Origin of the sequence: Marinifilum fragile JCM 15579, assembly GCF_001310955.1 — a bacterium.
GTDB lineage: Bacteria > Bacteroidota > Bacteroidia > Bacteroidales > Marinifilaceae > Marinifilum > Marinifilum fragile.
The window spans coordinates 1-24,747 of sequence record NZ_BAZX01000037.1 but is presented as its reverse complement, the minus strand read 5'-3'; the positions used below and the strand labels follow the sequence as shown (position 1 = coordinate 24,747).

General features: G+C 37.2%; 26 protein-coding genes. 22 read left to right on the top strand and 4 right to left on the bottom strand.

Annotated elements, in window-relative coordinates:
• Positions 1-56: 56 nt before the first annotated feature.
• Together JCM15579_RS18000 and JCM15579_RS17995 are read right to left on the bottom strand one after the other, a co-directional pair.
• The gene (locus JCM15579_RS18000) at positions 57-524 is read right to left on the bottom strand and encodes an HAD family hydrolase (RefSeq protein WP_054722371.1); all 468 of its coding nucleotides are present in this window, start codon (positions 522-524) and stop codon (positions 57-59) included.
• A 123-nt stretch (positions 525-647) separates the two neighbouring features.
• Complete coding sequence (locus JCM15579_RS17995) at positions 648-2,285, bottom strand: DUF3078 domain-containing protein (RefSeq protein ID WP_054722370.1); 1,638 nt, start codon at positions 2,283-2,285, stop codon at positions 648-650.
• A 588-nt stretch (positions 2,286-2,873) separates the two neighbouring features.
• Between JCM15579_RS17995 and tnaA the strand changes: the two genes are divergently transcribed.
• Entirely contained in the window at positions 2,874-4,256 is a 1,383-nt protein-coding gene (gene tnaA / locus JCM15579_RS17990) for a tryptophanase TnaA (RefSeq protein ID WP_054722367.1), read from the top strand.
• A 210-nt stretch (positions 4,257-4,466) separates the two neighbouring features.
• Entirely contained in the window at positions 4,467-4,793 is a 327-nt protein-coding gene (locus JCM15579_RS17985; protein WP_054722366.1) for a hypothetical protein, read from the top strand.
• An 80-nt stretch (positions 4,794-4,873) separates the two neighbouring features.
• Here the strand turns inward: JCM15579_RS17985 and trhA are convergent, their stop codons facing one another.
• A complete protein-coding gene (gene trhA / locus JCM15579_RS17980) occupies positions 4,874-5,557 on the bottom strand; it encodes a PAQR family membrane homeostasis protein TrhA (RefSeq protein WP_054722364.1) in 684 nt (227 codons plus the stop codon).
• Between the two features lie 246 nt (positions 5,558-5,803).
• Here trhA and JCM15579_RS17975 point away from each other — a divergent pair, with 246 nt between their 5' ends.
• The 4 genes from JCM15579_RS17975 (at position 5,804) to JCM15579_RS17960 (ending at position 8,586) form a co-directional block, all read left to right on the top strand.
• Positions 5,804-6,691 carry a hypothetical protein gene (locus JCM15579_RS17975; RefSeq protein ID WP_054722362.1) on the top strand — a complete coding sequence of 296 codons (888 nt, stop codon included), beginning with the start codon at positions 5,804-5,806 and terminating at the stop codon, positions 6,689-6,691.
• Positions 6,692-6,817: 126 nt separating this feature from the next.
• A complete protein-coding gene (locus JCM15579_RS17970; protein ID WP_054722360.1) occupies positions 6,818-7,573 on the top strand; it encodes a DUF4197 domain-containing protein in 756 nt (251 codons plus the stop codon).
• A 33-nt stretch (positions 7,574-7,606) separates the two neighbouring features.
• Complete coding sequence (locus tag JCM15579_RS17965; protein WP_054722358.1) at positions 7,607-8,152, top strand: GNAT family N-acetyltransferase; 546 nt, start codon at positions 7,607-7,609, stop codon at positions 8,150-8,152.
• A 242-nt stretch (positions 8,153-8,394) separates the two neighbouring features.
• Positions 8,395-8,586, top strand: coding sequence for a cold-shock protein (locus JCM15579_RS17960; protein ID WP_054722357.1), 192 nt, complete (start codon positions 8,395-8,397; stop codon positions 8,584-8,586).
• 110 nt (positions 8,587-8,696) lie between these two features.
• Here the strand turns inward: JCM15579_RS17960 and JCM15579_RS17955 are convergent, their stop codons facing one another.
• Positions 8,697-9,152: a cold-shock protein gene (locus tag JCM15579_RS17955; RefSeq protein ID WP_054722355.1), complete on the bottom strand. Its 456-nt coding sequence runs from the start codon at positions 9,150-9,152 to the stop codon at positions 8,697-8,699.
• A 247-nt stretch (positions 9,153-9,399) separates the two neighbouring features.
• On the opposite strand from JCM15579_RS17955, the gene JCM15579_RS17950 reads away from it, so the two are divergent.
• The 16 genes from JCM15579_RS17950 to JCM15579_RS17875 all read left to right on the top strand — a co-directional run.
• A complete protein-coding gene (locus JCM15579_RS17950) occupies positions 9,400-9,852 on the top strand; it encodes a DUF5362 family protein (protein ID WP_054722353.1) in 453 nt (150 codons plus the stop codon).
• Between the two features lie 265 nt (positions 9,853-10,117).
• Positions 10,118-11,650: a hypothetical protein gene (locus JCM15579_RS17945; protein ID WP_218186227.1), complete on the top strand. Its 1,533-nt coding sequence runs from the start codon at positions 10,118-10,120 to the stop codon at positions 11,648-11,650.
• 31 nt (positions 11,651-11,681) lie between these two features.
• Positions 11,682-12,395 carry a 3-oxoacid CoA-transferase subunit A gene (locus tag JCM15579_RS17940; protein ID WP_054722351.1) on the top strand — a complete coding sequence of 238 codons (714 nt, stop codon included), beginning with the start codon at positions 11,682-11,684 and terminating at the stop codon, positions 12,393-12,395.
• Entirely contained in the window at positions 12,389-13,042 is a 654-nt protein-coding gene (locus JCM15579_RS17935; RefSeq protein WP_054722349.1) for a 3-oxoacid CoA-transferase subunit B, read from the top strand. The genes JCM15579_RS17940 and JCM15579_RS17935 overlap by 7 nt, the downstream gene beginning before the upstream one ends.
• A gap of 19 nt (positions 13,043-13,061) precedes the next feature.
• On the top strand, positions 13,062-14,408 hold the full coding sequence (locus JCM15579_RS17930) for an aspartate aminotransferase family protein (protein ID WP_054722404.1): 1,347 nt from the start codon (positions 13,062-13,064) through the stop codon (positions 14,406-14,408).
• Positions 14,409-14,453: 45 nt separating this feature from the next.
• Complete coding sequence (pcaF, locus tag JCM15579_RS17925) at positions 14,454-15,659, top strand: 3-oxoadipyl-CoA thiolase (RefSeq protein ID WP_054722347.1); 1,206 nt, start codon at positions 14,454-14,456, stop codon at positions 15,657-15,659.
• 134 nt (positions 15,660-15,793) lie between these two features.
• Positions 15,794-16,477, top strand: coding sequence for a S1 family peptidase (locus tag JCM15579_RS17920; RefSeq protein ID WP_054722345.1), 684 nt, complete (start codon positions 15,794-15,796; stop codon positions 16,475-16,477).
• An 8-nt stretch (positions 16,478-16,485) separates the two neighbouring features.
• The gene (locus tag JCM15579_RS17915) at positions 16,486-16,755 is read left to right on the top strand and encodes a transporter suffix domain-containing protein (protein ID WP_054722344.1); all 270 of its coding nucleotides are present in this window, start codon (positions 16,486-16,488) and stop codon (positions 16,753-16,755) included.
• 200 nt (positions 16,756-16,955) lie between these two features.
• Positions 16,956-17,420, top strand: a complete 465-nt coding sequence (locus tag JCM15579_RS17910) for a hypothetical protein (protein ID WP_054722342.1) — start codon at positions 16,956-16,958, stop codon at positions 17,418-17,420.
• A gap of 383 nt (positions 17,421-17,803) precedes the next feature.
• On the top strand, positions 17,804-18,184 hold the full coding sequence (locus JCM15579_RS17905; RefSeq protein WP_054722340.1) for a YybH family protein: 381 nt from the start codon (positions 17,804-17,806) through the stop codon (positions 18,182-18,184).
• 71 nt (positions 18,185-18,255) lie between these two features.
• Positions 18,256-19,209 carry a proline iminopeptidase-family hydrolase gene (locus JCM15579_RS17900; protein WP_054722338.1) on the top strand — a complete coding sequence of 318 codons (954 nt, stop codon included), beginning with the start codon at positions 18,256-18,258 and terminating at the stop codon, positions 19,207-19,209.
• A gap of 11 nt (positions 19,210-19,220) precedes the next feature.
• Complete coding sequence (locus JCM15579_RS17895) at positions 19,221-19,733, top strand: nuclear transport factor 2 family protein (RefSeq protein ID WP_054722336.1); 513 nt, start codon at positions 19,221-19,223, stop codon at positions 19,731-19,733.
• Positions 19,734-20,085: 352 nt separating this feature from the next.
• Positions 20,086-20,940 carry an alpha/beta fold hydrolase gene (locus JCM15579_RS17890; protein WP_083464755.1) on the top strand — a complete coding sequence of 285 codons (855 nt, stop codon included), beginning with the start codon at positions 20,086-20,088 and terminating at the stop codon, positions 20,938-20,940.
• Between the two features lie 290 nt (positions 20,941-21,230).
• Positions 21,231-22,433: a multidrug effflux MFS transporter gene (locus JCM15579_RS17885; RefSeq protein WP_054722334.1), complete on the top strand. Its 1,203-nt coding sequence runs from the start codon at positions 21,231-21,233 to the stop codon at positions 22,431-22,433.
• A gap of 332 nt (positions 22,434-22,765) precedes the next feature.
• Positions 22,766-23,251, top strand: a complete 486-nt coding sequence (locus tag JCM15579_RS17880; protein ID WP_054722332.1) for a hypothetical protein — start codon at positions 22,766-22,768, stop codon at positions 23,249-23,251.
• Positions 23,252-23,833: 582 nt separating this feature from the next.
• Positions 23,834-24,747 (top strand): FRG domain-containing protein (locus tag JCM15579_RS17875; protein ID WP_054722330.1); only part of this gene is annotated, 914 nt, incomplete at its 3' end.

Here is a 24,747-nt window from a genome sequence, read left to right as displayed (position 1 = left end):
TCTCCTTGAAGGAGATTTTAATTTTATTCTGTTTTATAAGTATGCTTCGGTTACAGTTATCTTTTCATTGTAGCAATAAAGGTATCGCTATCAAGAAAAAAGTCAAGTGCATCATTGATTGATGGCAAAATTACATCAACATGGTCAATAATATCTTTATGAATTCCTTCTGCCTGAAGCGTAGCTACTGAAATTATTGATTGCACAAACAAGCCTATATCTATACGAGCATTGCCAATAGCTGCAACATTTTTACTTCCCAGCGAAAGTAAAACATCTTCTTTTTCTCTGGAGTTACTCGCTTCATAATAAGATATCCCACTCGATAGTGCCAAATCTTTTGCATTTCCACGTTGGTCTGATGAAATCATAACCACGTTAACTCCCAACATTTGTAAACGATGAATTCTTTCCACCACACCTGGAACCATTTCTCCTTTAACGGTTAATGTTCCATTCGAATCTACCACCAAGGTATCGATAGTAATCGTTCCAACACCCGGAACCGCATAATTTAAACTCATAGATTAATGTTTTAATTTCAACCACAAAATAGTGTATTTTAAACAATTATCATAGGTTTAAAAACACAACAAATTACCTCTCCTTAATACAAAAATGGGTATTTCTACCATTTTTAAATTGATTTAAAATCGGTAACTAATCCCAATTGAGAAGTTCTCTTTAAACTGCACTTTAGATCCTGTATCATCGTCAGAAATTAAATGGGTTGAGAATTTCGATAGCAGATACTGATTTATTGGCATGGTTAGACTCACTTCCCAATCTACATCTACATTCTTAGGCTTTTCGCTATAATTTGAATAAAGCGTAAGCTTATTGATCAATTCTAAATCTTCCCAAAATTTCAATTTATGAGAAAGGTTCACATACGAACCCACCTCTTTTTTAACTTTCTTGTCTTTGTCAACACCAAAAGCTGTTTGATCGATATTTGCGGTATCCTTAACGATTGTGTATTTGGCTGAAAGTGGCGAAAGCAGAACTGAAAAATTCTTATTGGGTTTGTAATCCATACCGACAGAAGCAATAATGTAAGCTGGAGCAAAAAAGTTTGATTTCAACACACGTGGGCTATCATTTGGATAAGAGTAGCCTTTTACCATTTGCGTTTTTAAATTGAACTGAGCAGAATAGTACCAATTCTTCACCGCTTTTTGTCCGTACTTGGTATTTAACTCAACTCTATCTTCGTTCTTTCTAAATCCATCTTCACCTGATTTTAACAATCCATATTTTACTTTCAGACTGTTGTCCCAGGTATGATTCCCTTTTTTGAAATTTGCAAATGCCTCAAGTGTAGAACTAGTCGCCATCGAACTCTCTCCACCTCTAGACCAACTATCACTTACATGACCTTGATTAAAAGCCATCCCAATTGTCGCTCCTGCTTTCCAAATTTGAGAATAGCGTTTGTATTTACCCAGCTTAGCCAATGCATATTGATCAGCACGTTCCTTTTTCTCTAACAATACTCTTGTCCCTCGTACTTTTGAACGTTGCACCGATTGCTGGTAAACATCATCATCAACCAAGATTCTCACCGATCGATCTGAGGTATTCTGTATCCAGATACCAATAGAATCCCGTTTGTTCTTTTTCAGCCAAAATCTCTTATAATCTTGTTTTCCATTGTTAATCCAAAACTTTATAGAATCATTCATAAAGTTACGAACCCCCAGAAACACAGAATCTCGACTAATTTCTCTAATCCATTGATGCACCGGATCATGCTCCACGTAATTATAAAGTTCATTCAAAGCTTCAGTCTTCCAGGTTTCAGACCTAACCTCTTCCTTAATCACCGGCAAATCTGGCTGGTAACTTAAGACTTTCTCAAGCTCAATTTGCTTTTTAACTTCCTTTAAAGCTTCCTCTGTTTTTCTCTTTTCGATATAATCTTTTAGGTAAAAAACCATATTACGAATGCTATCATTCCCCACATACTGAAGAAGTGTATTTACCGCATCTCGAACAGAATCGGTTTGATACTGATTTGGCGCATAGTCAGCTGCAAGTTCACGTACAATAAACCTGAATCCAACATTTTCAATGTGATTCAAAGGATCTTTTATGGGATGCAAAACCGTATCGTGCATAAAGTGCTTCATCGAATCGGCTGCATTGTGTCTTATCTTATAAGCCGACTCTTCTAATCGAATGGTATCCAGAAGCAAAGAGTCTTTCTGCAACTGTGTCTTATTTTGAGACAACAAAACAAATGGCTGAATAACAATCAGCAATACAAGAAAAAATCGAATCATTGGGCGTAGCTCTGTTCGGATTAATAATACGGGCTTTTGGAACATACACTAACCAAATACAATCCTATGATATTTGGTTTGTGCAAAAATGTCAAATTTATTTTGTTCTTAAAAGCATTTGTGCGGGCAATCTAATCAAAAAACAGACCAAAATGGGATTTGTTTGAAGGTTTCACAATTCAATCGTTTGCATATTTTTAGCCCTTAATTTTTGTTTCAAGTCAAAAAGTTTTATTTTTGCCAACAGTAGAAAATTCAGAAAGCATGGAAATTAAATTTCAACTTCCTAAACTGACACACAAAGTCTACCTTAACATCAAAAACAGAGACGAGTTTCACTTCTAATTCGTCTTAGGGCATTCCTTGTCCCATTTTTTCAATACAATATTTAATAACGATTCTTTGATCAGATTACTACATCAGGTCAGTTCTTATTACATATCTGTATTACATTATTTGGCTAACTCAATATCAAAATAATGTAATTGATTGATTTGTGGTACCTTCAAGTATTTTCGAGCATCATAAATCGTACAAAAGCCAATACCAGTAACGAACAAAATATTAAGCAATTAAATAAAAAATATCATGGATATTCCATTTGCAGAATCATACAAAATTAAGATGGTTGAAACCATCAGAAGAAGTACTCGTGAAGAAAGAGAACAATGGTTAAAAGATGCCAACTACAACTTATTTAACCTTAAAAGCGACCACGTTTTTATTGACTTATTGACCGACTCAGGTACAGGAGCAATGAGTGACAAACAATGGTCGGCAATGATGTTGGGTGACGAAAGTTATGCAGGTGCTCGTTCATACTACAACATGAAAGAAGCATTAAAAAACATCTTGGGTTTTGATCACTTCTTGCCTACTCACCAAGGACGTGCTGCTGAGAATGTGTTGTTCTCTGTTTTGGTAAAAGATGGCGATGTTGTACCAGGAAACTCTCATTTTGACACTACCAAAGGTCATATCGAGTTTAGAAAAGCAAAAGCTATCGATTGTACTATTGACGAAGCTTTCGATACTGAAATTGATCACCCATTTAAAGGAAATCTTGACCTTGTAAAATTAGAGTCTGTTCTTTCAACTTATCCAAAAGAGCAAATTCCTATGATCATTGTTACGGTTACATGTAACACATCTGGAGGTCAGCCTGTTTCTATGGCAAATATTAAGGCTGTTAAAGAATTAGCAGATAAATATGAAGTTCCTGTATGTTTCGACTCTGCTCGTTTTGCTGAGAATGCTTACTTCATCAAAACTCGTGAAGAAGGTTATGCTGACAAAACAATCAAAGAAATTGTACTGGAAATGTATTCTTATGCTGATATGGCAACTATGAGTTCTAAAAAAGATGCAATTGTGAACATGGGTGGTTTCATTGGTATGAAGAGTGAAGAACTTTGGAAAAAAGCATCTACTTATAATATCATGTTCGAAGGATATGTTACTTATGGAGGTATGTCAGGTCGTGACATGAATGCATTGGCTCAAGGTTTAGATGAAGGTACCGAGTTTGACTATTTGGAAACTCGTATCAAGCAGGTAGAATACCTTGGTGGCAAATTGGAAGAGTATGGAATTCCATTCCAGAAACCAATAGGTGGTCACGCTATTTTCGTAGATGCTAAGAAAATTTTATCTCACATTCCGAAAGAAGAATTCCAAGCACAAACTTTAGGTTGTGAATTGTATTTAGAAGCTGGTATTCGCGGTGTTGAAATTGGAACCATCTTAGCTGATAGAGATCCTGAAACCAGAGAAAACCGTTATCCAAATTTGGAATTGTTGCGTTTAGCTATACCAAGAAGAACCTACACCAACAACCATATGGATGTTATTGCAGCAGCTCTTAAAAATGTTTACGATCGCAGACACGAAATCAAACATGGTTTCAAAATTGTTGATGAAGCTCCAATTATGAGACATTTTACTGTACAGTTGGAAAAGATTGAAGAGTAGTACAAAATCACAACTACATATGATCAAGGCTCTTCGGGGGGCTTTTTTTATGCTTTCAAATAATGAAATTGTTCTTTAATAATTTTTATTTTTTCAGTATTGCAAAATTGCTTAATTTTAGAAAAGATCATTATATCAGCAAAATAAGAACACTAACCCTATTTTAAATACAGAAAAAAAGAAGCAAATTCTAACCTAAATTAGCGAACTATGACTACAATTGATCTTAAAGTAACTTTACAACTGAACGAAGAGGATTATTTTAAAGTTGGTGATCACATCTTCACAAAAAATGACAAATTAAAATCTATTGAAGAAAGATTACATTTCTGTGGATCATCTGCCATTAGTGTTTTCAAAGAGTATGAAAGCCTATTGACTATGGAAATCATGGATAATTGGTCGAGACTGATCAAAGCTTTAAATCAAACCACTTCGTGCTGTGCCGTATGGGATAATCGTAAAATTATTCAGGAATTGGTTGAAAAGAGAGAACACCCTGTATCTTGGTATGTTAAAAATTGTAGAATCTGCTAACTGCCCAAAAACTAACAATTGAAAAGACTTTCCTACGGGAAGGTCTTTTTAATTTTGCCATTAAATCAACTCCCAAAGTCCTACTGAATTGCATAATAAACCGCAACAAAATGCGATAAACTTCCCCCAAACACAAACAAGTGCCAAATGAAATGATTAAAAGGCAATTTTTTCCAAACGTAAAATATCACGCCAAGGGTGTAAAACACACCGCCAATGATAATCCACTGCAAGCTTAAGGTAGGCAGAACCGCACTAAATGCATCAAAGTTAAAAACAAGGATATAGCCCATAAACAAATACATCAGCAGAGAAATCCATTTATATCTCCCCAATAAAAACAGTTTGTACACGATGCCAAACCCTACCAAAACCCATAAAATTACCAAGTAAATTTTCCCTACCATATCATCCAGGTAAATTACCAGAAAGGGTGTATATGTTCCGGCAATCATCACGAATATGCTAATGTGATCCATTTTTCTAAACATGCTCCTTTGGGGATGATCCACCATATAATGATACAATGCAGAAGAAAAATAAAGCAACAGAAACCCTAGAAGAAAAATAAAAACAGCCAATAGTCCTTTCCAGTTTTGAGTTTCCCATGCCTGATACATCAACCAGGTTCCAGCAGGAATTACAAAGAAAACTCCTGCCAAATGAGAAATCCAATTCCATAGCTCATGAAGAGACTCCTGACTGTTCAAAAATCTCTTCTTATCCTCCTTAATTCGGCTAGTTATTAGTAGCAACCACTTCATTTACCTATTTCTTTTGGTTTGGAAGATTAAATTTCCGAAAAATAGATGAAGCCACAAAGTATTCACAACACAATTTAATTTTAATTCAAATAGCTCTGTATCCTAATATTTAAGGCTCATCTGTCACAAATTAAATTCAATACAATCGCTAATCATAGTAAAAATACGACATAATACCTTCTATATGTTTTCATATTTATATATTGTGATCTCTAAACATCTTTATAATTACAAAAAACTAATCAAATGAGGAACTTACTATTATTACTAGCTTTATTTGTTATTAATCAGGCTAGTATTGCTCAAGAATTTGAACTTTCTCCATTCTTTAAGATTGGAACATCCGATGAATCGATATCTGCATTATCTGAAGAAATCAAAACCCAACTTCAGGCTAATGATTTTAAAATTGTTGGTGAATATGCACCCGAATTAAACAACAACTTGCATGTTATTTGCTTTACAAGAAATGATTTACAGAATCTATGCTTACAATCAACAGACAGAGGTGCATTGGCAAGCGTATTAAAAGTTGGCTTGGTAAAAAAAGGACAACAAACTACAATAAGCATGCTGAATCCTGAATATATGTTTTGTGCTTACTTAAGCAATTACGAAACTGACAAGAATACCTATACTAAAATTACTGCAGATGTAAAAAGTGCTCTTGGAAATTTCGGAAGTGAATTCACAGCTTTTGGTGGAAAAATTAAAGCTGCTTCGTTAAAGAAGTATCACTATAAAATAATGATGCCTTATTTTAAAGATCCGGTAGAACTTAACGAATTTGAAAGTTTTGAAGCCGGAGTTGAGAAAATACGCAACAACCTAAATGCTGGAAAAGAAAATACCAAGTTGATTTACGAACAAGTATTTAAAAATGAAAAAATTGCTGTATTCGGTGTAGGATTGCTTGATCAGGAAAATGGTGAAAAACATTTCCTACCGATTATTGGTGAAGACCACATTGCTGCTATGCCATATGAAATCATCCTTCAGGACAAAGAAGTTACCATGCTACATGGAAAATACCGTTTTGCTTTGTACTGGCCAGAACTTACCATGGGTACTTTTATGAAAATAATGAGTACTCCTGGTGATGTAGAAGATTTTATGGAAGCACTAACTAAATAATCCCCTGTTCATAAATCTATCCCCTGTAGATTTAAATCCCTTGCTAACTCAAGGGATTTTTTATTGTTTCAATTTTTGATACCTTCGAACTTCAATTATTACTACATACCAAAATTTAATGCCAGAATGAAAAAATATCTTTATCTAATAATAATCTCTACAATGTTTTGGTCATGTGCTGAAATGCAAGCCGTAATGGATCAATACAATTTGGAACAATACAAACCTCTAACCGATAGTGAAGTTTCCGCTGGGTTGAAAGAAGCCCTGAAAGTAGGAAGTGTTAATGCAGCCAATATTCTATCGGTAGAAGATGGCTTTTACAAAGATGAATTGGTAAAAATTCTTCTTCCTCCCGAAGCTCAAAAAATATCCAAGAATATCAGCATGATACCTGGCGGAAAGGATTTAATCGAAAAGGTAGAAATCAGATTGAACCGAGCTGCTGAAGATGCGGTAACAGAAGCTGTTCCTATTTTTGCCTCGGCAATTACAGAAATGACCATTGCAGATGCTTTTGGCATCCTGAAAGGAAATAATGATGCCGCAACCCAATATCTAAAAGGCAAAACATCCGACAAGCTAAAGGATTTATTTATGCCTAAGGTAAAAGCATCGCTTGATAAAAAACTGCTTGCGAACATCTCCACCAACGAATCATGGGACTTGCTTACCAACAATTACAATAAGGTAGCAGGCAGTTTTGCCGGAAAACTGGCCAATCTTGAACCTGTAAATACAAAACTGGACGACTATGTTACTCAAAAAGCTTTGGATGCATTGTTTTTAAAAGTTGCAGAAGAAGAAAAGCAAATCCGAAAAGATCCTTTAAAGCGTGTCAGCAATATTCTAAAAAGAGTATTTGGAGAGTTAGACAAATAAGAGTGAACGATGATCAGTAAACAGTTATCAGAAATGAAACTTGAAACAAAACGCCTGGTGCTTGAAAAATTGGAGATGAAGCATGACAAAGCTTTCTACTCCTACCGATCGGATGTGGAAACCAACAAATACCAAGGATGGATTCCGTACGCATTGGAAGATTGCCAGCACTTTATAAAAAACAGGATTGCCAAAGAATTTAACGAACCCGGAACATGGTACCAATTTGCAATAATACTGCAAGATTCGAATGAAATGATTGGTGATTTTGGGGTTCACTTTCTGGATGGCGACGAGCATCAGGTAGAAATTGGATGTACCATTAACAAAAAACATCATCGCAAAGGTTATGCAAAAGAAGCTGCTAATGCGATAATAAACCATTTATTTTGTAATCTTAAAAAACACAGAATAATCGCATCGGTTGATCCACTAAACACTCCCTCAATCCTATTAATAGAAAAACTTGGTTTTAGGAAAGAAGCTCATTTTAAGGAAAGTATTTTAATAAATGGACAGTGGGTGGATGATGTAATTTATGCCATTTTAGGCAAAGAATGGGCAACTACAGCCACTTAGTTTTTCAACCTACTCATTATCTAATCTTTATAAATTCGTCAAATTATTTTTTTTTTCTTTCAAGTATCATTTTTTTACCTACCTTTGGCAGGATATTAAGTCATAGGTCGGTTGATGATCGACTCTTTTAATTTCAATATTATTTGTTACTATTCATTCCATTCCCGGAATTTAAATTAACAGGATCATACGGGAGTTATTAAGAAAGACTTATTTCAAATTATTATTTTAATTTAATTACAATGGAAGGAACAGTAAAATTCTTTAACGAATCAAAAGGTTTCGGTTTTATCAAACCAGCTGATCAAAGTGATGATGTTTTCGTACACGTATCAGGTCTTGTTGATGAAATCAGAGAAAACGACAAAGTTGAATACGATGTTGAAAATGGAAGAAAAGGTTTAAACGCAGTAAATGTAAGAGTGATTGAATAATCGCTACACCTTTATAAGAAATTGAAAAAGCACCCCTAGAGGTGCTTTTTTTATTGTCTAAATCTTATATCAGGTACTAGTGTGTACTGATATGAAATATAATTTGAAAGTTACTTTTTTAGAGTAACATTAACGGCATTCATTCCTTTAGGTCCACGCTCGGTATCAAACTCTACCTTATCGTTCTCCTTAATGGTATCTACCAATCCATTTACGTGTACAAAAATACTCTCACCCGTATTTGAATCTTTAATAAAACCGAAACCTTTTGATTCGTTGAAGAAACTCACAACACCTTGTTTTTTTCCTTCCTCTTCTTCAAAGTCACCACTATTTCTGGCTCCTAGTACAATGTCTTCCGCATTAATCTCTTCCTTTTTCTTGGCAGGATCTGGTGGTGTTGATGTGATGTTTCCAAACTCATCTACATAAGCGATCATGTCATCCAAGCTACTTTTTCCACCTGCTTCTTTACGAGCCTCTTTTCGAGCTTCTTTCTCTTTTCTTTTCTGCAGTTTTCTTTTCTCTTTCTCTTTTTTGTTATACGTCTCTTGCGATCTTCCCATAAAATTTTTAGTGATACATTAATGATTAATAAAACCTTAATGAATCGATTCAGATAATAGTTTGGCCTACTTCGCTCAAGACAGAAAGGTTCTGCAAGGTAAGCATTTATTTACACTACTTAGTCATTTTATCCAAAGCATTTTAAAATGATAGCAATTTTACTGAAACATCCCCCAATTATCATCGAAAATAAAAAAGAAATAATTATTTTAAGCTGATAAAAAAAATTAACAAAACCCTTTAAACATGCAAAATAACGAAGGAAGAGAAGCCAAGCCAATCGAGCTAACGGCACAATCGGTAATTTACCTCAACGAAACCCGCAAATGGACCATGTTTTTTTCCATACTTGGATTTGTTTTTCTGGGAATACTTATAATTGCCGCAATTTTTATGGCAACCATGTTTGGTGCTATGGCCGGAGATAACTTACCTTTTATGGGAAGTGGAATAATAATTGGAGTGTTCTATTTACTATTAGGTGCATTGTACTTCTTCCCGATTTTTTACCTATACAAATTCTCGAAACACTCAAAAACTGCCATTTACAGTGAAGACAGTGAACAATTAAGCCTGGCATTTAAGTTTTTAAAAAAGCACTACAAGTTTATTGGCATTTTAAGCATTATAATTCTATCCTTCTATGTTTTGGCATTTCTGATCATGTCAATTGCAGGTGGGATTGGCGCTTTCATGTAAAACATGGCCATCCATAAAATATGAACCTTCTCTATTTTTCAGAGAAGGTTTTTTATTTGCCAAAAAATGCATTTAATAATATCAGTTTTTGTTGTAACTTGATTACATGTAACCCATTATGTTGCTATGTAAATCAGTAAACTTTGTAATTTAAATTGTTTTGTATTGCAAATAACGATAAAGTCAATAAAAGATGGGTAGCAATATGTATCAGAGTTCATACTCTTACAGTTAAATCAGACTATTAATCCTAAAATAGTTTTACATGTTACATTCAGAAAAAATTGACCTTACCAAACAATTTGCTCATCATGGAATTGATGAAAATGCAGCCCAAATCATCGAGAAAGAAAAGCTATTGCCTGCAAGCCTCATCAACAAATTGCATCACTGCTTTCCGCAATACTCTATTTTAAAAGAGGAAAGTGCACCGATGTTTACCTCTAACAAAAATCGCTATACAGGCATTGATGGTTTCAGAGAAATCATATCTATACTAAATGCTAATGGTATTGATATTGGCTATATCGAAGAGCGAGAGCTTTTCATTAATGTGTATCGATTTATGGCAACCAAGCATGTTCTCAACACCATAAACTGGAAGAACTACGAAAATGATTTGGTATTTCAATTGGTATTTCCTCAGCCTGGAATGATGAAAGCTGAACTACTGGAAAGATACAGGAATGCCAAATCGGAAGAGGAAAAGCAACAAATTTGTAAGGATTATATACACGATACCAATCCTCACGATGGCAAACAATTGTTGAACAAGGCCTGTTTCGAAAATGAGAATGGCGATTTTGAAATTCTGGATGGAAGCCAACACAAGTATCCGCAATGTTTTCTTGTTTTTGATAAAAGCACACAAAGCTGTTTTGCTTTCTGCAATTACTGTTTCCGCCATGCCCAGGTAAGAGGCGATGAAGACATGTTCATACAGGAGGATATTGATCAGGTTCATCATTATCTACGGAAGCACAAGGAAGTAACCGATATTTTGCTTACTGGCGGTGATGGAGGCTTAATGCCTTATTCCCGGTTAAAGGAATATCTATTGCCATTGATCACCGATCCCGAATTGTCACACATCAGAAACATACGCATGGCTTCCAGGAGCTTAACCTACGATCCTCAAATAATAATCCAGCCGATCTTTGATGATATACTGGCACTCTACAAAGAATTGATCAACCATGGCATTCAAGTAATTTGGATGGGACATTTCTCTGGTCCGAAAGAATTGATGAATCTGACCACTATTGCGGCTGTTCGACGATTAAGAGCCGCTGGAATAACAGTTAAAAGTCAAAGTCCAATCATGAAGCACATCAGCTTGTTCCCTGATGAAAATGGAGGAATTGATATCAATAAATCGGCTCAAAACTGGATAGACCTTGGACATGTACTCATGATGCTGGGCATTGGTTTCCATTCCATGTACTATGCGCGACCAACGGGAGAACACCACTACTTCACTGCACCATTGGCCGATATCAATAAGGTATTTAGCCAAATATACAGAAGTCTTCCATCAGTTGGCCGACCTTCCAGATATATCTCGATGACCTCATCAGCCGGAAAAGCCTCAATGTTGGGTACCGTAGAGGTGAATGGGAAAACAGCCTTTGCACTTAAATTCAACGAAGCCAGGAACATGGAATGGATGGACAGGGTGTATTTGGCAGATTACGACGAACAGCAGAACACCATTGAAAAACTGAAACCATTTGAAGGTGACAAATATTTCTATACTGATGAGTTAGAGGCCATCGAAAAACAATTAGAGAGAAAATAGAATATCGTTCAAACCATACCATTTCTGTTCTATGATTAACAAAACCGTACAATCACTAGCCGAAGCCGTACAAAACATTCACGATGGAGCTACCATAATGATTAGTGGCTTTGGCGAAGCTGGCAGCCCCATTGAATTGATTCATGCCTTGATCGATCAGGGAGCAAAAGATTTGACCGTGGTGAGCAATAATACCGGAAGTGGAAATGTGGGACTGGCTGCCTTAATTGAACAACGAAGAGTGAAAAAAATGATTTGTTCTTTTCCCAGAACTGCCAACTCAACCGTATTTCCAGAACTCTACAATGCCGGAGAAATAGAATTGGAGCTCGTACCACAAGGCACCTTAGCGGAAAGAATTAGAGCCGGTGGAGCTGGAATTCCAGCTTTCTACACTCCTGCCTCGGTAAATACTCCTTTGGCAGAAGGCAAGGAATGTAGAGTTTTTGACGGAATAGAATATGTGTTGGAGAGAGGCATTAAAGCCGATTTCTCTCTGGTAAAATGCGAACTGGCCGATCGTTATGGCAATTTAACCTATCATGCCACCGCACGCAATTTTGGCCCCGTCATGTGTACTGCCGCCACTACAAGCATTGTTCAGGCGAAAAAAGTAGTTGAGGCAGGTATCATAGATCCCGAAATCGTGGTAACACCAGGAATTTTTGTAAATCATATTATCGAAGTTTCCAATCCTGCCCATGAATCTGATTTGGTGGCACAAAAACTTACGTACCCATGGTAGAAAAACAATTAAAAATTGGCTGGAGCAAAACGGAAATGGCTCAAAATGTAGCGATGGACATTCCCGATGGCTCCTATGTGAACCTCGGAATTGGCATGCCAGAAATGGTGGCGGACTTTGTTCCCAGTGGTCGTGAATTGATCTACCAGACTGAAAATGGATTGCTGGGAATGGGAGCTGTACCAATGGCCGGACAAGAAGACCCTGAATTGATAAATGCTGGAAAAAAACCTGTGACTACCATACCCGGTGCTTGTTTTTTCCATCATGCCGATAGCTTTACCATGATTAGAGGCGGCCATATTGATGTATGCGTTTTGGGCGCCATGCAAATCTCTAAAAATGGGGATTTGGCCAACTGGTCAACAGGTGCTGTAGATGCCATACCTGCAGTAGGGGGAGCAATGGATTTGGTGGCTGGAGTAAAAAGAATACTGGTAATTACACAACACAATACCAAAGATGGCAAACCAAAAATCCTGAATCAATGCAGCTATCCATTAACTGGAAAAGGCGTTGTGGAAAGCATTTATACAAATCTGGCCATAATCGATGTAAAAAAAGAAGGCCTTTTTGTAAGAAAACTAGGACCCAATGTTGATTTTGAATATTTACAGAAACATACCGAAGCCAAACTATTTCAATAAACTAAACTCTGAAATCATCATGGAAAATGCTGATAATTTAAATTATAAATCAAGCCTAAAACTCTACAAAAGAGCAAAAAAAGTGATAACCGGTGGAGTAAGCAGAAATACCATTTTCCGCCGTCCTCATCCTTTTTATGTTGCTCAGGCCAAAGGCAGCTATGTAACCGATATCGATGGCAATACCCGAATTGATTTCGCCAACAATATGGCATCTTTGATTCATGGGCACTCTCATCCTGTGATTGTGGATACCGTTACGGAACAAATGCAAAACGGAACCGCCTATACGTTGGGAAGTGAAGTGGAAGTAGAGTTTGGTGAATTATTGGTGGAAAGAAACAAAGAGTTCGAAAGAATTAGATTCGTGAACTCAGGTACCGAAGCTGTAATGTCTATGATAAAAGCCGCCCGGGCTTATACAGGCCGACCTAAAATCGCCAAGGCTGAAGGAGCCTACCACGGCACTTACGATTTTGCGGAAATTAGCCAAATTGCAGAACCTCACAATTGGGGTGATATCGACAAGCCCAATTCGGTTCCGGTAACCTATGGTACCCCCGAAAGTGTAAAAAAGGATGTGATTGTATTCCCTTACAACGATATTGAACGTACCATCAATTTGTTGGAAGCCAATAAAAGTGAACTGGCTTGCGTATTGATTGACCCTATTTCTCATCGGGTTGGAATGTATCCAATTGAGGAAAAGTTTTTGCTGGAAATATACAATTGGACCAGAAAAAACAAGGTGCTTCTGGTCTTCGACGAAGTCGTAACCTATCGAGTAACCTATAGTGGAGCTCAGAATTTGTATCCTGTAAAGCCCGATATGACTGCCCTCGGAAAAATCATAGGAGGTGGTTTTCCTGTTGGCGCCATTGCTGGTAGCGCAAAAATCATGTCGGTGTTCGACCCCACGAGAAAAATAATTAAACAGCCTCATTCAGGTACATTCTCGGCCAACCCTGTTACCATGATTGCAGGAAAAACAGCCATGCAGCTATACGACAGGCAGGCAGTTGAGAATATCAATAAAATGGCAGAGATTGCAAAAAAACAAATTCATGAAGCCATTCAATTGGCCGATGTTCCTGTCGCGATCACGGGAGCAGGATCCATGTTCCGTTTACATTTTCGCCACGAACAGCCACGCAATTACCGTGAAACCTATCAGGCACCGGAAGAAAGAAAAGTAGTTGTAGACCTTCTCGATTATCTTTTCCTTCACGAAAACTTGATTCTGATCAACACCTTCGCTTGCATGCTTGCCACCACTATCACACAGGTAGAAGTAGATCGTCTCTCTCAGTCTTTATACAATGGATTTAAGAAATACAAAGCTGAGATTCATCAGTTTGCCAAATAACCAAAATCGTTTTCTGATAGCTAACCACCCAACAAAAGCAACCCAATGAAGACAAATGTTTATATCTGCGATGCCATAAGAACTCCTGTAGGAAAATATGCCGGAACACTGGCTTCCGTTCGAACCGATGATTTAGCAGCCATTCCTCTAAAAGCCTTGATGAATCGAAATCCGGAAATGGATTGGGCTGCCATTGATGACGTATTTATGGGCTGTGCCAATCAGGCAGGAGAAGACAACCGAAATGTAGCAAGAATGGCTACCCTTTTGGCTGGTTTTCCTGAAACGGTTCCTGCTGCTACCATCAACCGCCTGTGCGGATCGGGAATGGATGCTATTGGAAGTGCAGCCAGGGCCATAAAAGCCGGGGAAGCAAATTTGATGATAGCCGGAGGCGTGGAGAGCATGTCAAGAGCACCATTTGTAATGGGAAAAGCAGAGACAGCATTTGGTCGCACCCACAAACTGGAAGATACCACCATCGGCTGGCGATTTGTGAATAAAAAACTAGACCAGATGTATGGTACCGAAGGCATGATTCAAACTGCACAAAACATTGCCGACGATTTTTCAATCTCCCGCGAAGATCAAGACAAGTTTGCACGATGGAGCCAGGAAAAAGCACGCAATGCACAGGAAAATGGAAGTTTGGCTCGCGAGATTGTTCCCGTGGAAATCCCTCAGCGAAAAGCTGATCCCATCCTCTTCTCTACCGATGAACATCCAAGACTTTCCTCATTGGAAAAACTGGCAAGTTTAAAATCAATTTCCGGACCCAATGGAAGCATTACTGCAGGCAATGCTTCGGGAGTAAATGATGGAGCTGCAGCCATGCTATTGGCTTCCGAACAAGCTGTAGAAAAATACCATCTCACTCCTAAAGTGAAAATATTGGGCATGGCCACCGCAGGTGTTCTGCCAAGAATTATGGGCATGGCCCCCGTTCCTGCTACCAGAAAAGTGCTTCAACTTACCGGACTGCATTTGGATGATATGGATATTATTGAATTGAACGAGGCTTTCGCTGCCCAATCTCTTGGTTGCACTCGCGAACTTGGTTTGGCAGATGATGACCCACGCATCAATCCTTTGGGTGGAGCCATCGCCTTAGGTCATCCACTGGGAATGAGCGGAGCCCGTATCACCACATCGGCCTATTACCAATTGATCCATTCCGATGCCAGGTATGCCCTTTGCACCATGTGTATTGGCGTTGGACAGGGAATTGCTTTGGTGTTGGAGAAAATATAACTTTTGTTGCTTAAAAAAGATTCTATTGTTGAAGGTACCCCTAATGAAAGCATAATGAATAAATCAAGCTTACTGGCAGCAATTATATTACTGATATTCAGCTGCCAAAATTCATCCAAAATTGAAAAAGAATCATGGCAGATCTGCCCCTTGAATCATGGCCAGATTTTGCTTTAACCAACGAAATTGGCTTTTCTGATACTACCTATTACGATATTGCAAATTCATTTTTAGTGAATACTGGTTCTGATACACTTGCTTTATCCTGTAAACATCTGTTTATGGTTTTTGAGAACCAACTTGGACTAAATACTATCGATTTGGGAGATAAGTTTAAATATTGGAACATGTACCCAAAGAATGACAAAACAAAAACAGTCAAACTAAAACAATTAATTAACAAAGACTCAAACGAAGCAATCGATCAGTACAATACATTAAAAGTTCGAGATTGGATTCTATTTGAATTAGAAGAACAAAACGATAAACTATATCCATTAAAGATCAGGTACTCACAAGTAAAAACCAATGAGATTGTATATGCAATTGGTTGGAGTATGAATCAAACAGATAATCATAAGCCTACATTCATAAAACTACAATGCATTAAGAATTTGGGAGATTATTTTTATACCAAATCCTTGCAAACCAATACAAAACCTTATGGAACAAGCGGATCTCCCGTAATTGATAAAAATGGCTACTTAGTGGGAATTGTTTCGGGACAGGAAGGAAATGCAGGAGTGATAGGAAGCACTTTGTACCTGAGCAAAATGTTTGATAAATACAATATTGAATACCAATACTCCAACAAATAGCAAACAGCATGAAAAAGAAGAACTGGCAAATCAAATTGGGAATCATTCTGATCATTCTCTGCATCCCATTCTTTCTGATAATACCTGTATTCCCTTTTATGGAGCTGGAAGCCAAAACCAAGATTACCCTTTCCACAGTATCGATGATTATTGGGGAAGTGCTGTTTTGGTCTGGTGGAATATTGGTAGGTAAGGAACTCTTTATGAAATACAAATCCTACTTCAATCCTAAGAATTGGTTCAAGAAAACGGATCAAAGCGAAGAGCAAAATAAGTAATAAGCTGAATTACACCCCCCCATCCCTTGCCTGTGTAAATGAAAAGCTTGAAAGCAGGAATCTACTCGAGCTAATAATTCAGAACATATCAATCTTCATATATTATTATGATACAATACACCTTGTTAACATATAGATTTTAAGAGTTTTATATCATCTAAAAATTCACTAAATTAGTATATTACCAAAGAAAATCCACCATGAAAAAACTAATGTTTATACTAATTGTTATCGCGGTGAGTTGTGCTCCTCAACCAGAAAAAATCTCAGAATCGGAAGTAATGAAAACCATTGAAGGCTTTTTTGAAGCTTTTGAAAAAGAAAACAACACCACTGAATTATTAGATGATTATATCACCAAGGATTTTATTATCTATGAAGCACAAAGAGAGATGAATAAAGAAGAGTTCCTGGAATTTGTAGCCTCATTCCCCATTATCGAAAGTGACTGGAAAATGAGTGACCTTAAAATTTCAACGGATATCAATTCTGCCCATATCAGTTTATTCAACACCGGAAATTTTATCATGCAATTTGATACTACTAAAGTACATCACAAATATGAGTGGTTCGAGAGTGCATATATGGTAAAGGAAGATGGTAAACTGAAAATCAAATTCTATTTTTCTGATAACGTCTCTATGGAAACGGATACTATAAAATAATTTAAGCTTACGATTCTTAAACCTCTTCCCTACTTGCGCAAGCTTGTTATACCATTTAAATTTCAGAGTAAGCCTTAAGCGAAACTGTGAAATACTAAATTGAAATACCGATATACAATTGGTTAGGCATTTGGAATAATACGAACAAATGGCTCACACGAATTAATAATCGGTATTATCTCCAATTGTAATGCCGATTACTATGTGAGACAGAATCCGTTTTGGAATTCCTGAAGAATTAGATTGAAAACTTAAAACCAATGTAATGATGATACGATTTCTACCTGTTTTAATTATCATCCTTTCAGTCTTGGGATGCAATACTTCCATACAAAAGGAAAGTGTAGACAAGGAGGCACTCAAAAAACTGATCAACGAGAAGAATGTCAGAATATCGGGCTTCTACAAAAAAAGGAATGGTTGATTCCCTTGCCACTTTTTTCACAAAGCATTCCATACAAATGATTCCAAATCAAAAGCCCATAATGGGTGCTGAGGAATACAAGAAATCGTGGGGTGAATTGATGCAATTTGGAACCTGGGATTTTAAGTTGGAAGCTGTAGAAGTGAAAGCTAGCGGCAACATAGCCGTCGAACTTGGAAAGTATAGTCTGGAATTTACGCCCAATGAAAATTCTCCCATCCCTCAAATGAGTGATAAAGGCAATTATATGGTTTTGTGGGAAAAAATAGAAGGAAAGTGGCAGGTGATTTGGGATGCTCCGGTTAGCGAACTTCCCTTACCAAGCTTCAGGCAGAAATAGAGATGGAACAAGAGTAAGCAAAATGTTTCCATCCTGAAGAAATCAGTAATAATCAATAAAACAATGGCGATATGAAGAAGAAATGGATTTTAAGATTGGTTTTGTTCGGCCTGGCTTCTGTTCTTGTTATGGGATGTCAGCCGAAAACAAAACTCTCTTCCGGTGAGGGATATATTGATGTAACTGGAGGAAAAGTATGGTATAAAATTGTAGGAAGCGGAACTGAAACACCACTGGTATTGCTGCATGGTGGCCCCGGTTATCCATCCTATTACTTGAACCCATTGGCAGAATTAAGCAAAAACAGACCCATCATTTTTCTGGATCAATTGGGCTGTGGAAGATCCGATCGCCACGCGGATACAACACTAATGAATATCGAAACTTTTGTAACTCAAGTCCATCAGTTTGTGAATGGACTGGGATTGAAAGAATTCTACCTGTACGGGCATTCCTGGGGAGGAATCCTGGGCATGGAGTATTACCTCAAACATCCTGAACAAGTAAAAGCAATGATTCTGGCAAGTCCGGCATTAAGCATCCCCCAATGGCTGGAAGATTGCAATGAATTGATTCAAACCCTACCCGATTCAGTACAAATGGCAATTAAGACCAGCGAAGAAAGCGGCAATTACGACTCCAGGGAATACAACGAGGCAATTGGTATGTTTTACCGAAAGTTTGTAGCCAAAAAATTACCCTGGGATTCGAATATGGACAGCACAATTGCCGGGGCAAATATGGACATTTACCACTACATGTGGGGACCCAGTGAGTTTACAGCAAGTGGAACACTGAAAAATTACGATCGAATCAATCAACTTCAAAGTATTAGCATCCCAAGCCTGTACATTAGTGGAGAATTTGACGAAGTGCTTCCTTCAACTCTAAAACACTTTCAAAGCCTGACTCCAGGTGCCAAATCTACAATAATTGGAAATGCTGCCCATATTACCATGCACGACAACCCTAAGCCTTACCTACAGGCAATAGATGATTTTTTAAAAGAAATTGATAACCAATAAAAGCAAATAGCATGAAAAAATTAATTCTGACTACCCTTATTGCAGGCCTTTTATTTGGCTATGCCTGCGATACTCCTAAAAAAGATTCGCTAAGCAATCAAAATATAGAAACCATCAAATCGGAAATACAGGTACTCCTCAAACAAATTATTGAAGATGCCTCCGAGGTAAATCACGAAAAGGTAATGGAATACTATTCCGATCAGCCTGATTTCATTTCTATAAGCAATGGTATCAAATCTGATTACACTGAATTCCACGAATTATGCAAAAACAACTATGAATCATCAAAAAATCAGATCATTGATAATTCGGAAACGATCATCGAGGTACTTGATGCTGAAACCGTATTGGTGACTTTGGGAGGAAAAGCTCAGGTAAATCTCAAAAATGACGATCAAATTAAAGTAGAACCATTTAGCATCACACTCCTTTTTAAGAAAATTAATGGTGCATGGAAGATTACCTATACTCATGAATCAGGGAATCATGTTTATGTAGAAAATGATACAAGTACAAATTAGGCTTTGTATGATTTATAGTGGGTAATTCTTTAAATTCTTTACCTTGTTCGACTGACCAAAGTGGGCATTGGAAGGTTAAGCTAATTAGACGCAGAAAAATTTTTAGTAAGACGGGGAAGCTAAGAACTTGTTCGAAGATCACCCCGCCGCACTTAAAGTTTTCAAGTATAAATAGTTTAAGCTTACACGCCCTAGATTTTTTGCATCCTTTTTCATCAATGGAAAAAGATGAGCCATGCGGCTTGAGCAAATCAAAGTTTAGGTAATGAATAATAGCATCATTCATTTTATTTACGATTGATTTGATTAACTATAATATTCAATATAAAACCAAAAAACTAAGACTTCCACCATGAAAAACCATCTTATTATCATTCTAATTCTTTTCATTTCGCCTGAAATCCATGCCCAAAATTCACCAACTGAAAAGTATGGTTCAAATCTCACAAATGGAAAACACGCAAGCATAAACGAAGCTCAAATTTATTACGAAACCTATGGAGAAGGAACGCCCTTGCTTCTTTTGCATGGAGGCGTAGGTTCTATCATTAACTTTCAGGAATGTATTCCCACATTGGCCGAGCACTTTAAAGTGATTGCGGTTGACAGTCCGGGACACGGGCGCTCAAGTCATCTTGATTCTTTGAGTTATCCACTTATGGCCGATTACATCTCACAATTTATAGATCACCTGCAGCTCGACAGCCTTTATATTCTGGGATGGAGCGATGGTGGAATCATTGGCTTATACCTTGCAGCTGATCGCCCTGACAAAGTAAAAAAACTATTGGCCATTGGAGTGAATACCGGAACCAATGGATTAAGTAAAGATTTGTTGGACTGGACCAATAATGGGTTAATAGACTGGGCAAAAGACAAGGATGGTTGGTGGATGAAAACCCACTTGCCTCTGCTATCGCAACCCGAAAAAATTGATGAATATTTAGAGAATACCAAAAAGATGTGGCTGACAGAAATCTATATTCCACAAACAAAGGTTCAATCGATAAAAGTCCCTACAATGATCATGCTTGGAGACAAAGATTCAATTAAAAAAGAACACACCCTTGAAATATACCGCGATATAGAGAACGCTCAGTTGTGTATTCTTCCCAATACGGGACATTATGTATTTGGCAAATCAGGCAAACTTGTAAATCAAATTGCCATTGATTTCTTTAATGAAAAAATCAAAGCCAAGAAATAGGTCAGTTTGAAATGCCAATAATACCATTCACGCTTTGCAATTCGTGTTTGGTATTATACCGCTGTAGTCATTAAACAATCGGTATAAAATAGCAACAAAAGCCATTTGACGGGAAGGTACAAATGGCTTTTATCGATTCATAATCTGCAGATATGACTTGCCTGCCACTTTTGTGTAAGAATAATGCAAAGCCGAATGTTTGGCATAAATTTATATCTTCGTGTCCCAATTTTCTATTGTTGATTCAGCCCAAAGATCAATTGTAGCACCTATCATTTCAAAACCATAGCATGCAGATCAAAAGAAAATCAGATACCGAATTTATCATCATCATGGCCTCTTTGATGTCACTGGCATCTCTATCGATAGATGCCTTGCTTCCTGGCTTGCCCGAAATTGCCAAAACCATTGGCATAAGCGATCCGAAGAACAATCAGTTGCTGATTACGATGATATTTTTGGGAATGGGTTTTGGTCAATTGATTTCGGGTCCCTTGTCGGATAGTCTGGGTCGTAAAAACACCATTTACATCGGCTTTTCGCTATTTGCATTTTCGAGCATGCTTTGCATTTACGCTTCGAGCATGGAGATGATGATTGCAGGACGTTTTCTACAGGGAATTGGTCTATCAGCACCCCGAACCGTTGCTACCGCCATGGTGCGCGACCGATTTGTGGGTGATTACATGGCCAAAATCATGTCCTTTGTTACGGTAATCTTTATTCTGGCGCCCATTGTGGCCCCTTCCTTTGGCAAGCTAATGCTTGACACCTTTGGATGGGAATCCATCTTTTCGAGCCAGTTGCTATTTGGCCTGTTTGTAATTCTGTGGTTGTGGCAACGCCAGCAAGAAACCCTCAAAGTTGAAAACCGAAGGAAGCTGACCCTATCGCTTTTCTCCAATGGAATTAAGGAGTTTACCAAACACAAACAATCCGTAATTTTTACCTTCATGTCTGGATTAATCCTATCGGCCTTTATGGTGTATTTGAGTTCCAGTCAGCAGATCTTCCAGGAGCAATACGGATTGGTGGAAGAGTTTCCCTTTATCTTCTCAGGCATTGCCGTTGTAATTGGCCTATCCACCTTTTTAAATGGAAGCTTTGTACTTCGATTTGGCATGCTAAAGCTGGCCCAAAGCTTTACCACTCTCCTTTTCTGTATTTCCTCAAGCTACGTACTCTTGTTTTTCGGTAAGCCTAATCCTGATATTGGCATTCTCCTTTTGTTTTTTGTGATCATGCTATTTTGTGTTGGCTTCATCTTCGGAAACATCAACGCACTGGCCATGCAACCCATGGGACACATTGCCGGTATTGGAGCCGCCCTGTTTGGCTTTATCGGAACGGTGATGGCAGTACCCATTGCTACCTTTATTGGCCGATTTATTGATGTAACGGCCCTACCTGTTTTTGCGGGCTATGCCGTTTGCAGTGGCATTTCCTTGCTATTGATTCAGTATTATAAGTTTTTGGGGAGAAGGGATAGTTGATTTCTCAGCACACTTTAAAATACCAACATAAAATCCCAATATCTTACCACAACTCCTAAAGTGACCCCCTCCACTAAATCCCCCAACTCACACCGCACCTACACATAACACTCTAATCTTGAGTAGTATTTTTTATTATTCAGATTACATCTAAATTTTATTATTGATTATTGAACACTGAATTATTTATTTAACTTTAATTGCCCAACGTACCAATCGAATATCAACACAATGAGTATCTCCCACTAGCTCATGTATTCGAAAAATGATTTCAACAATAGAGATTGAGATTAACCACCCAATCTTTAGTGAACTTTTAAAACTTAATTAAAATGAAGAATAATGATGTAATTCAGGTAGTATATACTACCGAAGAACAAACAGCATTGGAAACCAACCTTAGCGCACTTGAAGATTTTGCTGCTAAGAATGCACCTAACCTTAATGCTGAAGACAGACAACAGTATGGTTCTATTCAAGACACCAACAAATTACTGGTAAACAAGTGTAAAACCCTTATGGAACAAAACGAACGGTTAATTCCTGCTTTTGTGAATAAGGAAGAGTTTCAGCATGATTACGACGCCAGGGTGTTTATTGAAAAAACTCTCTTGCGCCTCGAATCGGTAAAAAGACAACTGGAGGATACAAAGATCCTATTGGATTACGACAACTACCAGGATTCAATGGCTTTTTACCGTTCGGTGCGTTATTATGCCAACGAGCAAGAGGAATTTGCCATTCCGGTATACGATGAACTGAAGAAGTATTTCCCAAGAAAAAATGGAAGTACTTCGGAAGATCAAACTGAAGAATAAAGAAAATGGGGTTTTGTGTTGGCCCCATTCTAATTAACAGTCAATTACATCAAAAAATACCATATTTCCTACCTTACAGAACCTCTACTTAACCTAAGTTAATACGTTACCCAACGTGTTAAAATACGTTGGTAGACGTACTAAAATACCTTATACAAATGGGTAAAATAGGTTATGAAACCTATTCGAGACACTTCCCTAAGCTATTCGAATAGGTTGGTAGACGTATTAAAATAGGTTGGCTAAATGGGTAAAACAGGTTGATAGACCTATTGTAATAGGTTATACAAATGGATAAAATCACTTGGTGGACCTACTCCAGGCACTACCCCAACCTATTTCAGAAGCCAATACATTCGCTATTGGTATTCATCCAACTTCCTCATCTGGTATAAATAACAATATAAAAGCCTTTGTAAAAGGATTATTGTTTTGTAAATTGACGAGCGGAAACAAAACTCGTTGTGCATTATATGCCTATATGGGATATAAACACACATTTTAATTAAGATATAATCGAAATAAACGCAATTGTGTTTATTTACAAGTTAGCTGTAATATAAAGGAAGGAGATTACTAAATATGCAACCAATAGAAGGAAAATTATTTTCACCATTTCAAAAAACAATTCGCAAAATAAAGCAAGGCGATGGGAAAGAATGGTGGAATATTAGTTATGAAAATGAAATTGTTTGGGAGCGTTTAGATGCAACTGTTAACCGAATAAGAGCGAGTGAAGGTTATGAAGTAAATACATTTAGACAGTTAATGGATGAAGTTGCTCATGTTACAATCAGCAATAAGAACTTTGACATGTTCTATAGAGGACAAGAAAACGACTATAAAAATAATCAAGCTGTTTATTATAGTGACAGAAAAGCAAAATCCACAATTTATCCATCAATTTGTAGACCTGAAAAAAAACAAGATGGAAGTCTTAAGTATTCCATAAAGACAAGTCAGATAGAAAAAAGGTATGAAAATCTTTTTGAGATGATTGATTTAGTTAAAGGCAAAAGAGGTAGTCATTTTAATGAATACTATTATTCATTATTTCAGCATTATGAGATTTTACCAACTCCATTTATAGATATTACACAATCACTTAGAGTTGCAGCTACTTTTGCTTTAAGAAAATCGCAGACTGGATACCTTTATGTTTTCGGACTTCCTTATCCAAATCAAAGCATATCGTATTATTCTGACTTGGGAATTGTACTTATTAAACTTCAAAATATAATTCAAACTAATGCTTTAAGACCAAGGTATCAAGAAGGATTTTTAGTTGGAAAATATCCTATTAGACCTACAAAAACAAATGGAGATGACTTGGCCAATAGAATGGTTGCAAAATTTTATTTAGATAACACAAAGGGGGATTTTTGGGATAAATATTTTCAACCAATGCCTGAAGAAGTATTGTTTCCTAATGATGACAAAATTGAACAAGAATTAATAAAAGCAAAAGAAACATTCAATAAAAATACTACAACTAA

Coding starts and splice junctions, on each gene's coding strand:
- JCM15579_RS18000 (WP_054722371.1), bottom strand. CDS start 524: ATGAGTTTAAATTATGCGGTTCCGGGTGTTGGAACGATTACTATCGAT.
- JCM15579_RS17995 (WP_054722370.1), bottom strand. CDS start 2,285: ATGATTCGATTTTTTCTTGTATTGCTGATTGTTATTCAGCCATTTGTT.
- tnaA (WP_054722367.1), top strand. CDS start 2,874: ATGGATATTCCATTTGCAGAATCATACAAAATTAAGATGGTTGAAACC.
- JCM15579_RS17985 (WP_054722366.1), top strand. CDS start 4,467: ATGACTACAATTGATCTTAAAGTAACTTTACAACTGAACGAAGAGGAT.
- trhA (WP_054722364.1), bottom strand. CDS start 5,557: ATGAAGTGGTTGCTACTAATAACTAGCCGAATTAAGGAGGATAAGAAG.
- JCM15579_RS17975 (WP_054722362.1), top strand. CDS start 5,804: ATGAGGAACTTACTATTATTACTAGCTTTATTTGTTATTAATCAGGCT.
- JCM15579_RS17970 (WP_054722360.1), top strand. CDS start 6,818: ATGAAAAAATATCTTTATCTAATAATAATCTCTACAATGTTTTGGTCA.
- JCM15579_RS17965 (WP_054722358.1), top strand. CDS start 7,607: ATGAAACTTGAAACAAAACGCCTGGTGCTTGAAAAATTGGAGATGAAG.
- JCM15579_RS17960 (WP_054722357.1), top strand. CDS start 8,395: ATGGAAGGAACAGTAAAATTCTTTAACGAATCAAAAGGTTTCGGTTTT.
- JCM15579_RS17955 (WP_054722355.1), bottom strand. CDS start 9,152: ATGGGAAGATCGCAAGAGACGTATAACAAAAAAGAGAAAGAGAAAAGA.
- JCM15579_RS17950 (WP_054722353.1), top strand. CDS start 9,400: ATGCAAAATAACGAAGGAAGAGAAGCCAAGCCAATCGAGCTAACGGCA.
- JCM15579_RS17945 (WP_218186227.1), top strand. CDS start 10,118: ATGTTACATTCAGAAAAAATTGACCTTACCAAACAATTTGCTCATCAT.
- JCM15579_RS17940 (WP_054722351.1), top strand. CDS start 11,682: ATGATTAACAAAACCGTACAATCACTAGCCGAAGCCGTACAAAACATT.
- JCM15579_RS17935 (WP_054722349.1), top strand. CDS start 12,389: ATGGTAGAAAAACAATTAAAAATTGGCTGGAGCAAAACGGAAATGGCT.
- JCM15579_RS17930 (WP_054722404.1), top strand. CDS start 13,062: ATGGAAAATGCTGATAATTTAAATTATAAATCAAGCCTAAAACTCTAC.
- pcaF (WP_054722347.1), top strand. CDS start 14,454: ATGAAGACAAATGTTTATATCTGCGATGCCATAAGAACTCCTGTAGGA.
- JCM15579_RS17920 (WP_054722345.1), top strand. CDS start 15,794: ATGGCAGATCTGCCCCTTGAATCATGGCCAGATTTTGCTTTAACCAAC.
- JCM15579_RS17915 (WP_054722344.1), top strand. CDS start 16,486: ATGAAAAAGAAGAACTGGCAAATCAAATTGGGAATCATTCTGATCATT.
- JCM15579_RS17910 (WP_054722342.1), top strand. CDS start 16,956: ATGAAAAAACTAATGTTTATACTAATTGTTATCGCGGTGAGTTGTGCT.
- JCM15579_RS17905 (WP_054722340.1), top strand. CDS start 17,804: ATGTCAGAATATCGGGCTTCTACAAAAAAAGGAATGGTTGATTCCCTT.
- JCM15579_RS17900 (WP_054722338.1), top strand. CDS start 18,256: ATGAAGAAGAAATGGATTTTAAGATTGGTTTTGTTCGGCCTGGCTTCT.
- JCM15579_RS17895 (WP_054722336.1), top strand. CDS start 19,221: ATGAAAAAATTAATTCTGACTACCCTTATTGCAGGCCTTTTATTTGGC.
- JCM15579_RS17890 (WP_083464755.1), top strand. CDS start 20,086: ATGAAAAACCATCTTATTATCATTCTAATTCTTTTCATTTCGCCTGAA.
- JCM15579_RS17885 (WP_054722334.1), top strand. CDS start 21,231: ATGCAGATCAAAAGAAAATCAGATACCGAATTTATCATCATCATGGCC.
- JCM15579_RS17880 (WP_054722332.1), top strand. CDS start 22,766: ATGAAGAATAATGATGTAATTCAGGTAGTATATACTACCGAAGAACAA.